This window comes from Gelidibacter mesophilus DSM 14095, from assembly GCF_000423005.1.
In the GTDB taxonomy this organism is placed as follows: domain Bacteria; phylum Bacteroidota; class Bacteroidia; order Flavobacteriales; family Flavobacteriaceae; genus Gelidibacter; species Gelidibacter mesophilus.
Genome location: NZ_AUHD01000006.1, coordinates 189,575 through 201,524, shown reverse-complemented (window position 1 = coordinate 201,524; position 11,950 = coordinate 189,575). Strand labels below are relative to the sequence as shown.

The 11,950-nt window shown below is 37.1% G+C and carries 13 protein-coding genes; all 13 read right to left on the bottom strand.

Annotation, left to right across the window (positions count from 1 at the left end):
• Positions 1-4: 4 nt before the first annotated feature.
• The gene (locus tag G525_RS0108010) at positions 5-1,306 is read right to left on the bottom strand and encodes an efflux RND transporter periplasmic adaptor subunit (RefSeq protein ID WP_027125704.1); all 1,302 of its coding nucleotides are present in this window, start codon (positions 1,304-1,306) and stop codon (positions 5-7) included.
• A 51-nt stretch (positions 1,307-1,357) separates the two neighbouring features.
• Complete coding sequence (locus G525_RS0108005) at positions 1,358-2,800, bottom strand: TolC family protein (protein WP_027125703.1); 1,443 nt, start codon at positions 2,798-2,800, stop codon at positions 1,358-1,360.
• A 50-nt stretch (positions 2,801-2,850) separates the two neighbouring features.
• Complete coding sequence (locus G525_RS0108000; protein WP_027125702.1) at positions 2,851-4,014, bottom strand: efflux RND transporter periplasmic adaptor subunit; 1,164 nt, start codon at positions 4,012-4,014, stop codon at positions 2,851-2,853.
• A gap of 108 nt (positions 4,015-4,122) precedes the next feature.
• Entirely contained in the window at positions 4,123-5,382 is a 1,260-nt protein-coding gene (locus G525_RS0107995; RefSeq protein WP_027125701.1) for an ABC transporter permease, read from the bottom strand.
• Position 5,383: 1 nt separating this feature from the next.
• Entirely contained in the window at positions 5,384-6,628 is a 1,245-nt protein-coding gene (locus G525_RS0107990) for an ABC transporter permease (RefSeq protein ID WP_027125700.1), read from the bottom strand.
• Positions 6,621-7,322: an ABC transporter ATP-binding protein gene (locus tag G525_RS0107985; RefSeq protein WP_027125699.1), complete on the bottom strand. Its 702-nt coding sequence runs from the start codon at positions 7,320-7,322 to the stop codon at positions 6,621-6,623. Before G525_RS0107985 ends, G525_RS0107990 begins: the two co-directional genes overlap by 8 nt.
• Positions 7,323-7,455: 133 nt before the next feature.
• Positions 7,456-7,677, bottom strand: coding sequence for a hypothetical protein (locus G525_RS0107980; RefSeq protein ID WP_027125698.1), 222 nt, complete (start codon positions 7,675-7,677; stop codon positions 7,456-7,458).
• Between the two features lies 1 nt (position 7,678).
• A complete protein-coding gene (locus G525_RS0107975; RefSeq protein ID WP_027125697.1) occupies positions 7,679-8,224 on the bottom strand; it encodes a DUF420 domain-containing protein in 546 nt (181 codons plus the stop codon).
• Complete coding sequence (locus G525_RS0107970) at positions 8,224-8,982, bottom strand: SCO family protein (RefSeq protein WP_027125696.1); 759 nt, start codon at positions 8,980-8,982, stop codon at positions 8,224-8,226. The genes G525_RS0107975 and G525_RS0107970 overlap by 1 nt, the downstream gene beginning before the upstream one ends.
• Entirely contained in the window at positions 8,966-9,679 is a 714-nt protein-coding gene (locus tag G525_RS0107965) for a hypothetical protein (protein WP_027125695.1), read from the bottom strand. Before G525_RS0107965 ends, G525_RS0107970 begins: the two co-directional genes overlap by 17 nt.
• Positions 9,680-9,838: 159 nt before the next feature.
• Positions 9,839-10,222, bottom strand: a complete 384-nt coding sequence (locus G525_RS0107960) for a cytochrome C oxidase subunit IV family protein (protein ID WP_027125694.1) — start codon at positions 10,220-10,222, stop codon at positions 9,839-9,841.
• A 22-nt stretch (positions 10,223-10,244) separates the two neighbouring features.
• Positions 10,245-11,222 (bottom strand): cytochrome c oxidase subunit 3, encoded by a 978-nt coding sequence (locus G525_RS0107955; RefSeq protein WP_027125693.1) that lies wholly within the window; start codon positions 11,220-11,222, stop codon positions 10,245-10,247.
• A gap of 146 nt (positions 11,223-11,368) precedes the next feature.
• Positions 11,369-11,950: a cytochrome c oxidase subunit 3 gene (locus tag G525_RS0107950; RefSeq protein WP_027125692.1), complete on the bottom strand. Its 582-nt coding sequence runs from the start codon at positions 11,948-11,950 to the stop codon at positions 11,369-11,371.

Here is an 11,950-nt window from a genome sequence, read left to right as displayed (position 1 = left end):
AAATCTAATTCTTTCCAGTTTCCTCTTTACCCTTGACTTCGATCTTATCTCCCGGATTTAATGTTTTAGAAACTACATTATATGGTCCAGTAATGATCACATCACCAGCCTTCAATCCTGACAAGATCTCAATATTACTATCGTCTTGAATCCCTGTCTTTACAACTCTCAATTTAGCCTCATCACCATGCTTTACAAAAACACATTCAAATTTTTGATCGTTGTCAACTCTTAAAGGCGCTTCAGCCTTGTCTTCTGGTCTCTTTGCAGCCGCGCTTCTAATGGAGGAAGTGTCTGTTTTAATTACAATCGCACTGATTGGAACACTTACAATATCCTTTCGCGTCTTGGTAATAATATCCACAGTAGCGGTCATCCCTGGACGAAAGGGTGAATAATTTTCTCCTTTACCTTCCATTAGGTCTTGATAGGACTCTTCAAGAATGCTCACTTTTACCCTAAAATTAGTAACCTGATCCGCCGTTAAAGTTCCAGCCGCAGAATTCGCAATTGCGGTAACAACCCCTCTAAATTCTTTTTTAAGATAGGCATCAACCTCAACAATTGTGGAATCGCCTATTTGTACCTTAACAATATCATTTTCATTGACGTCAATTTCAACTTCCATATTGTTCAAATTGGCCACCCTTAAAATTTCAGTACCAGCCATTTGTTGGGTTCCAACAACACGCTCTCCAAGTTCTACCTCTAATTTTGAAATCGTTCCGCTCATAGGCGCGTAAATTGTGGTCCTGCTCAAATTATCACGGGCTTCACTTACTGATGCACTCGCACTTTGTACATTATAATATGCAGATTGTTGGCTGGCCTGTGCTATTTCATAGCCAGACACGGCTTTATCCCATTCCGATTTTGAAATAATTCCTTTGTCAAAAAGTTGCTTGTTACGGTCATAACTTAATTTGGCCTCTCTCAAGGAAGCTTCGGCTTGCTCCAAACCTGCTTTTATGTTTTGGTAAGTGGCTTGACTTCTATTTACTGCTGATTGAATGAGGTCTGGATTGACCCTTACCAACAAGTCGCCTTTATTGACCTGTTGCCCCTCTTTAAAAGGCAAGTCTATAATTTCACCGGAGACTTCACTAGAGATTTTAACCTCAACTTCTGGCTGAATCTTACCAGTAGCCGAAACTTTTTCAACGATATCCATAAGCATCACCTTTTGGGTCTCAACCTCCTTAAAGTTACCTGCTTTACCGAACCACCCCGCTTTTTTCCCTACAATCAATAGCAAGATCAGCACTACTATGGTGGATATTACGATTATCACTGTTTTTCTGCTCATAATGGTTAGTTTATAGTGGTGGTATTATAAATAATAAGCGATCATTAATTATTAGAATTTTAACTCAAGCGCAGGAATTCCAAAATAAAGTTCAAGAACCTTCAATTTGAAAATATAATCATATTTGGCACGGTTGAGTTCTATTTGGGCGTTATCATATTTCACTTTTGACTGGCTAAATTCAAAAGCATTCGTCAAACCAACGTCATAACGTTCTTTAGCATAATTATAGGCCAATTCTTGAGATTCCACAGCAGATTCCGCAGCTTCATAAGATTTCAACGCGCCTTTGGCATCAACATAAGCCTGATACACAGTAGATTCTAAATCCAGTTGGGCTTGTTCCAATTCATTTTTGCTTCTTTCTAAATTGATTTGGTTTCTTTTTACGTTGCTCTTCACAGAGAACCCATTGAGAATTGGTATGTTTAAAGAAAAGCCATAGGCAATACCGTCATTTTGTGACAATTGATCCAAAAACGGATCTGCCCCAACTCTTCTCGTAATCGTATTTGGAAATTCACCAATAACTGATTGTCCTGTCTCTTCAACAACCCCAATTTCTTGAATAATTATTGGATTGTCCGGATCAACATCTTGTATAAAAGAAGCTGAACTAGAGAATCTGGTATCATATCCAAAAAAAGCAGATAATGTTGGATAATACGCGCTTTTTGCTATTTGAACATCCTTTTCAGCAAGTTCCACATTTGTTTCAGCAATTTTAATCTCCGCTCTATTCTCTTTTGCTTGTTCTACGACTTCAACCACACTCTTATTTGAAATCCCTTCATCTACGATGTCATAACCTTCATCTTCAATATCAAAATTCTGATAATCCTTAATCAATAACAGTTGTGCTAAACTTATAAGCGATACTTGCACTGCATTTTCTGCATTAACAATGGCCTGTCTTTCGTTCGCATCATTGGCTCTAATTTCTAAAATATCACCTTCTGGTAAAACACCAGCATCCACCAAATCTTGGGTTCTTTTTAATTGATCTTTAGTAATGGTATTTTGTGAGGTCAACACCTTAAGATTGGCTTTATTAAGGATCACCTGTAAGTAGTTATTGGCTACAAATAGAGAAATGTCGTCCTCCATTTTGGTCAGTCTAAATTGGGCGGCCATTTTGGAAATTTTAGAGCGCTGCATCTCTTTAAAATTCCGTAATCCATTGAACAAGGTATATCCTACGCTTACTCGTCCTGACGCAGATAAAAATGTGGTTGTTTGGGCATTATTGGTCAACGGGTTGAAACTTAAACCTGTATTTTCGGATAGGTTAGAACCCATACTGATTTCCGGTAAAAAATTACCGACCGCCTGTAAGTTTTCAATATCCGCCAGCTCCAAATCCAATTGACTTTGTTTGACTGAGATATTGTTTTCTAAAGCATAGGCCACACATTCTTTGAGTGTCCATTTTTTTTCTTGTGCCTGAGAAGTTAACGCTACTAAGACAAGAACTATAAGGAATGATTTTTTCATAATTATATTATAAGTCTATGAATAAATTAAAGTGTTACACTTAAAATGAATTATTTGTTTTGAGCATAGTCCGGAATTCCTTGAACCTGATTCCAAACTTTTATTTTATCCGTTTTACTAATCCCATTTTTGACCTGAACAAAAATACCATCACTAATCCCCAATTCAAGATCTCTACGTTCAAACTTCTGCTCACCCACCATGACCTCAACAAAGGGCTTTTGAGTTTTAGAATCAAACTGCACCAAAGCTTCCTTAATCGCCAAAACGTTCTCTGCTTTCTCTAAAATAATTGAAGCATTTGCACTTAGGCCTGCTCTAATAAATGTAGAATCAATAGACTTCAAAGTCCCTTTAATTTCGAACTGTATGGCACCATTCTCCGCAACACCCTTTGGAGCGATATAATCTAATATCGCATCAAACTTTTTATCTTCAATGGCACCAACCGTAATTTCTAAAGGCAAACCTTCCTTGATTTTTCCGACTTCACTTTCATCTACCTTACCCTCAAAAATCATCTTTTTAACATCTGCCAAAGAAGCAATTGAGGTGCCTTCATTAAAATTGTTGGCCTCAATAACCTGATTTCCTTCTTTCACCGGAACATCCAAAACCATTCCCGAAACTGTTGCTCTAACTTGGGTTTGTGCAATATTCCCCAAACCACTTGTAGTACCTGTTTTAACGATATCATAATTTTGCCGTGCAGAACTTAAATTGATTTCTGCTTGCTCAACACTTTGTTTGGTTTGCAAATAGGTGTTTTTAATGCTTTCAAATTCGTTAGAAGAAATAACTCCTTTATCAAACAATGCTTTTTGACGGTCATAGCTGGTTTGTTGGGTCTGCAAATTGATTTTGGCAGTTTGCAACGCGGTTTCACTTGACGAAATACTATTTTTAGCGCTCGTCAATGAGGACACGTTAGGAATGACTCGAATTTGTGCAATCAAATCACCTGATTTAACATACTCCCCTGCTTCAATAAAAACCTCCTCAATCACCCCGGAAATATTGGATTTTATAAGCACCTCGTCTTTAGGAACGATATTCCCTGTAGCCACTGTTTTTACAACAATGGTCTGTTCAACTGGAGTGTCTGTAGTGTAAGTAATGGGATCCTCTTGATTTTTTTGCCACAAATAGATTAAGGCTATTGCAAAGACTGCAACGATAAGTCCTAGAATAATGACGGTTTTTGTTCTTTTCATTTGTTAGTTATTATTGTTTTTTTATTGGTCAAATGGCACACGTTTAGAATAATTTGGCATTAACAGTCTACACTAAAGAAGTGGTTCATTTGATGGATTTTAATGGAATTATTCTATTCTTAATGCGTCAACGGGTTTCATTTTTGTGGCACTATTGGCCGGAATCAGCCCCGCTAACAATCCCGAGACCACGAGAATGAAAAGGGCTATAAACACCACCGACATACTGACACTTGGGTTTGCAAAATTCTCTACGGGACCACCAGCATCCAAGGCATAATTTAACCCCCAGATCACGGCAGCGGCAAACGAAATCCCCACCATACCTGATAATATAGTAAGGATCAAACTTTCTTGTAAAATCTGGGATTTTATAGTCCAGGGGGAAGCCCCTAAAGCACGTCTCACCCCAATTTCCTTGGTACGTTCTTTTACAACGATGAGCATAATGTTACTGATCCCGATTATTCCAGACATGAGCACCAGCGCTCCCACAAAGTAACCAACGAATCCTAAAATCGAAAATAAGCCATTCACGCGACCAAAAGCTTCCGAAAGATCAAAATTACCAATTGCGCGTTCATCTTCAGGATGCACCTTACGCCTACTTTTTAATGTTTCTAAGATTTGTGGTTTAATGGAGGTAATGTTTATGCCATCTTGAGCAGTCACAGCCAGCCATCCCACGTTATCTGCATAATTGAACGCCAGACCAAACGCTGTAAACGGTACAAATATGGAATTGGCATCCTCTTCTTTATCACCTTGGCTGTTGCTTACTTTAAAAGTACCAATGACCATAAAATTAACGCCATTGATCTTTATATAAGTGCCTAATGCGTCTTCTCCTCTATCATATAGTCCTTTAACCACGCCTGTTCCTATCACACATACCTTTCTCTTGGCATTAATATCAGAATAGCTAATAAAGCGACCTTGGAGAATATCCATAGGTTGTTGATTAATAAATTCCGGATAGTCACCATTGACCTGAAATGCTCCAGTTTTGGTGCCTCTCACCACATTATTGGCACCGCTATAACCTCCCAATTGATTCCGAGGTGAGACGTATTTAAGTTGTGGAAAATCATTTTTTAAGGCAGCCACATCATCCAACTTAAAGTTGAAGCGTCTGCCTTTGGGCAGTCCTTTATAGGGCTTTGAAGTTTGTTGCGTCCATATAAACATGGAATTGGTTGCAAAATTACCAAAACCAGAAGTCACCCCATTTTTGAGCCCGTTAGTCAACGCCAACAGAAGCACTAAAATAGTGATCCCCCAAAACACACCGAATGCGGTCAATAAAGTTCTAAACTTATTGGCATTTAAGGCTTCTAATATTTCATCCCAACGGTCTCTGCTAAACATATTATTCGTCTCTTAATGCATCAATAGGTTTAATTTTGGCGGCACGGTACGCTGGAATAAATCCTGCAATCGCGCCTGCAAAGACCAAAACAAATACAGTAGCCAATGCCGTATTAAAATCAACTTGGGGATATTTTATAAAATCACTTTCGATAAGTGGACCAACAACTTCCAACAATCCTAAACCCGCAATAAGACCAAAAAGACCGGAAAACATAGTCACAAAAACAGATTCCTGCAAAATCATTCCCACAATAGACATGGGCTCTGCTCCCAAAGCCTTACGAACACCAATTTCTTTAGTACGTTCTTTCACGATAATAAGCATGATATTTCCTACGCCAACCACTCCGGCAATAATGGTTCCTATTCCTACAAACCAAAATACAGCCTTAATGGTATCTACTAACGAATAGATTTTTCGCGCTTCCTCCAATGTATTGTTGACCCTAACTGCACTGATATCATCAGGAGAAATAATATGTTTTTCCTTAATATCACTTTCAATGCCTAGTGATATTTGCTCCGAAAGCTTAACCGCGTCATTAAAATTATCGGACATTTTAACGGTATAGGTCATGTTTCTGATATCATTTCCACCGTTAAACGCTTTTTGGGCGGTAGTAATGGGCATCATCACTTTACTTTCATCACGCTCTCCTCCTGGATCATAAAATACACCAATCACTTTAAAATTGATACCATAAATAGAAATACTCTGATTGATGGGATCCTGTCCTTTAAAAAGGTCTTGGCTTACTTTATTTCCAATAACCGCCACCTTTTTCGCTCCCATAACATCAGAATGGTTTAAAAACCGACCTTGACTGATATCTGCATTTTCAATGAATTGATTGTCTGGCAAGACACCTTGAATTCTATAATTACCCGATTCATTCTTATAATTGACCAATCCGCCCCAAATGGTATAAAATGGCGATTTGTATTCGAGATGATCATCGTACTTGTTGACAATGGCATTAAAGTCGTCATTTTTAAGCTGGATATATCGCCCAGGATTGAGGCCTTTGTACTCTTTAGTAGTGACTCCTGCCCAAACAGAAATACTATTGGCAGCATCCTTTTCAAACTGAGAGGTCACACCGTTTTGGATGCCTGAACTAAAACCAAGCAAAATGACCAAAATAAATATACCCGAAGCCACGGAAAGACCCGTTAAAAACGTTCGGAGTTTATTTTTCCGTAAGGTTTCAAAAATTTCTTGCCAACGTTCAATATCAAACATATTGGGAAGCTCTTACTTGTTCTACAACACTATCATCAATAATCAACCCGTCTTTTAAATTGACAATACGTCTTGTCATTTGGGCAATATCATGTTCATGTGTCACGATTAAAATCGTTTTCCCTTCGTCATTGATGCCTTGAATAAGGTCCATTACTTCATAAGAGGTCTTGGTGTCCAAGGCTCCTGTAGGCTCATCCGCAAGTAAAACTTTAGGATCACTTGCCAAAGCTCTCGCAATGGCCACACGCTGTTTTTGTCCACCAGATAGTTCATTAGGCAAATGGTGAGACCATGGTGCCAAACCTACTTTGTCTAAATAGTGCATGGCTCTTTCAACGCGTTCTTTACGGTGCACACCTTGGTAATACAAGGGCAGAGCTACATTATCTAACGCTGATTTATAATTGATAAGATTAAAAGATTGAAAAATAAAGCCAAGAAATTTATTTCTATAGTTGGCGGCAATTTTCTCATTGAGGTTTTTAATTGGAACACCGTCTAGGGTATATGAGCCTTCATCAGCCTCATCCAACATCCCCAAAATATTTAAAAGTGTTGATTTACCAGAACCAGAAGATCCCATTATAGATACAAGTTCACCTTCTTTTACATCAAAATTAATTCCTTTTAACACATGAAGTGAGTTGTTCCCCATGTGATAGGATTTATGTAAATCTTTAATTTGTATCATATTATGCGATTGATTTTACAATGTTACACAAATCAAGGCACGAATTATATTAACAAAGTGTTAAGACTTGATCTGAATAGACTGTTTAATCTTAGACTGATAAAAACGTAAGATGTTACAATAAAAAGAAAATTTATATTTTTTGCCTTTTACTAAACTTCATATAAATTAGAATTCCAAGGCCTCCAATAAGAACATAAGGGATGATCATAAGGTAAACAATACCATCATTAACACCCTTTGCTGTAGATTGTCCTTCTTCACTCTCCAAAACAGCACGACACATGGCACACTGCGCATTTGTTGTAAAAAATGTGAATAAAGAAAAAAGAACAAAGAGGACTTTATGTTTCATTTTATACATAATAAGGGGATATCATAAGATAAACAACTACGCCGGAAACTGCAACATACAACCAAATTGGAAATGTAATTCTTGCAATCCTTTTATGACGCTCAAAATTATTTGTAATAGCTCTCACATAGGTGATCAGCACAAAGGGGATGATTAAGATTGATAAAAGAATATGGGTTATCAAAACGAAAAAATAGACAGTTCTTAGGATTCCCTCCCCTCCGTATGATGTGGAATGACTGGTCATGTGATAAGCCACATACATCATTAAAAAAACGACAGAACACCCAATGGCTGTCGTCATTAAAGCTTTATGGAGTGCGATATTTTTGTTCTTTATGGCCCAAAACCCAACTATTAAAAGCAGGGCCGTCAAACCGTTGATTGTGGCGTATATGGGCGGTAAAAAAGTGAGCGGTTGCACATCATAACCTAAATCTCTTAAATTCACACCAAAGAGCCCTCCTACAATTAAAGGGATGATAATGGAAAGAACGACAATCCATTTATTATATTTCTTTTCTTCCGCTCTATTACCTGTGTCCATTATTCTTTCAATAGCTTTGCAATGTCTTCTTTCAACATCGTAATTTGTTGCTCCATTCCTTCATCATCAGTCTTTTCAGCTTCCGAAATGATCCCATTGTAATAAATTATTGGGCTCCCTTGGCTATCAGATCGTGATCGGATAAATCCATTTTTATCAATCAGTGCAAAATTGCCTGAATGTTCAAATCCGCCGTCTGCACTTTCGTCTTTAGCGGTATAAAGGTAGAATCCTTCATTTGCCAATTTATAGATTTCGTTTCTGTCACCTGTCAGAAAATGCCAATTAGGATGCGTTGCTCCATTCTTCTCAGCATATGCCTTCAACACTTCTGGAGTATCGGTTTGCGGGGTTATAGAAAAAGATGCGATGCCAAAATTCTTTTCATTTGGAAACCTATTTTGAATTTCGACCATATTAGCATTCATTCTCGGACAAATGGTTGGACAGGCAGTGAAAAAGAACTCAATTACGTATACTTTACCCTCGTAATCCTTATTGCTCACAGTTTCTCCATTCTGATCTGTAAAACTAAACTCAGGCACCTTTTTTCGGTTTCCATTGATTTCAATAAAATGTAAATCAGAAAGGCTACCAGGCTTCTTCTTTGGATTGAGATTAATATCCTCGCTTCTGCTTTCATCTCTTGCAACATCTTCATTACTGACTCTATCAATAATTTTTGGAACGAAATAAATTCCAAATAGAAGTACGATGAATGATACTCCTACGTACGAATAATTAGTTTTCTTGCTCATTGCTACTTCCTTTTAAATCGTTGGCACGTCGTGTTGAAGAATCAAAATTGCCTTTGCGCTTTTCTCTATATTCTGTAAACAACACCCGCACATCTTCACTCATTTTATTTTTAAGTATGGCTACTTCAATACAATCATAAGAAGTTAAATCATACAATTCATGATTCCCCTCCGTTTCTCTTTCAGTTCTATCATCTAAACGTCCGCGTTGGTTCAAATCGCCATCAACAATAAAAACCCTTGTGCTCGCAAGATTAGTATCTAATGCGACATCCGTTTCTAAACTATCGTAGATTTCTCTGGTTTTGTCTTCATCCAAAAACACAAAATGCCAATATTTTAAATCTTCATGTGATTCAATTTCTTTTTTCAATGCATCAAGTTCGGATTTCGCTTCTGGAGATAGAATAAAGACAATCTGGAATTTTTTAAAACCTTTAAACTTGTCATAGATTAATTCCTTTAAATTTGATGCTCCTATTGCTTTCTCTAAAGGTTTTTTACCGAAAAATGCCAACGCCGTGATATGATCCTTTAGTTCAAACTCGCTGACTGTATTAATTTCCTTTACATTTTCTTTAATGATATCAAGTGCAATATAATTATGTTTTGCAGGATAAAGCATCAATAAGAAAGCTACGGGGAGAAAAAACAATATGCCTAGGACTGAATATCGTTTTATAAGTTTTTTATTCATTTAAGATGATTTGCCTAATTAATACCCTTTAAGAATTCAATAATTATCAACAAATATGCGCTGAAATACGGCAGTGCAAAAATAAAAAAGACGGTTCAAATAACCGCCTTTTTATCTATGTTTAACACTTAAAACCTAATGTTCTGAGAGAAGGATCATTTAAAAATCAGTCTTCACAAATCCAGTTGCAAATACATGTTCAATATAACCTCCTTCTTGCAATAAAATGAATACCAAATAGGCTATTAAGAATACCGCGGTCCAAACCACCATACGCCTTAAGCTTGGCAATTCATCTCTCATATGCATAAAATCCCAGGTAATATAGTAAGCTTTCACGATAGTTAAAATAATAAAGATCCAGTTCAGTGCTTTCATGCCCAATACCTGTCCCATTAATACTTCTGGTTTATATATACCTAGAATAACTTCAATAGCAGTAACTATCGATAAAAAGATCAATACCCCCCAAATTTTTTGTTTGTTAGATTTAAACTTAAGTGTTCCTCTGAATATTGCTAATTTATGTGCGTCTGCTGCCATGTTTAAAATAAGTTATCTAAAATTATACTAAGTAGAAGAATGTAAATACAAACACCCAAACTAAATCGACGAAATGCCAGTATAAACCAACTTTCTCTACCATTTCATAACTACCTCTTCGCTCGTAGGTACCACCAAGAACGTTGAAGAAAATGATGATGTTCAACAACACACCTATTGAAACGTGAAATCCGTGAAATCCAGTAATAAAGAAGAAATAGTTAGCAAATAATGGTGCACCGTATTCGTTTTGGATCAAGTTTGCGCCTTCCACAACGTTCTTACCTTTAGTATCTAACTCTTTAATAGATTCGCTACGGGATAAAATAGTTTTATGACCGTCTTCACCAGTATAGGTTGTTCTGATCAAAATATTAGGATTTGCTTTAAATCCGGCAACCACTTCATCATATGTAAAACTTGTTAAGGCTTTCTCGCTCGTAAACCAAAGTCCATTCTTATTCATATGTTGGGTCCGCTCAGAAGGCTCGCCAATGGCAAAATCTTTTAAAGCCACGCGATTTCCACCAGCGTCCACAAAATGCAAAATATTTCCACCATGTGTACCTACAGCACCATAATCACCTTTAATAAATGTAGACCACTCCCAGGCCTGAGAACTTAAGAAGACAAATCCACCTAACACCGTCAAAAACATGTATAAGGATACCTTAGCCTTGTTCATATGATGTCCTGCATCTACCGCCAATACCATCGTTACTGACGACATGATCAAGATAAAAGTCATGAATGCCACGAAGATCATCGGGTAATTTCCATGAATAAAAGGAACGTGGGTAAATACGTCATCCGCGATTGGCCAAGAATCGGCAAATTTGAATCTTGAAAAGCCATAGGCGGCTAAGAATCCTGAAAAGGTCAATGAATCTGATGCGAGGAAAAACCACATCATCATTTTACCATAACTCGCTTTCAACGGTTCAGTACCTCCACCCCAACGCTTGTTTTCGGCACTAGTGTTCGCGACAGTCGTATCCATATGTAGTGATTAGTTTTTTAGTTTTTAAAAGTTGTACAAAAATAATCATTTTATTCATCTAACGAAATATCCTTATTGAATTTTGAAGACCTAGAATTAATGTTCATTGTGGTTCGTGTAAAATAGACACAAAAAACCATTAGCATTTATCCTACAAAATATAAAAATAAAAATAGATATAACCACAGTATATCAATAAAATGCCAAAATGTTGCCGCCAGTTCAAACCCTAGCATATTAGTGGCAGTATACTTTTGTTTAAAATGATTATAAATTACGACTAAAATGCAAACAAGGCCTACTATAACGTGAACAATGTGCACCATAGCAATCAAATAGATATAGGACATGGTAATATTACTGGTTGGACCCGTAAAATTATAACCCATTTCGATGATCTGTCTGAATCCCAAAAACTGGTTGGTGATAAAGCCTATGCCTAAAACCAAGGTCACACTGAGCCAAACGGTGGTCATTTGTCTTTGGTTGCTTTTGAGTGCCTTTTGCGCCATCAAAAAGGTTATACTACTAAGCACTACAACAATGGTGCTAATGATAAATGCATTTGGCAATTGAAAATCACTTAACCAATCTTCTCTAGTGCTACTCACAACAAAAGCACTGGTCCATCCTGCAAAAGACATAATTAGCGAAATAATTCCAAACCAGAGCATCATCTTTTTTGCCCTACTGTTTTTTTCTTCAAAAGTTCCTTGTGTAAAGTCCAT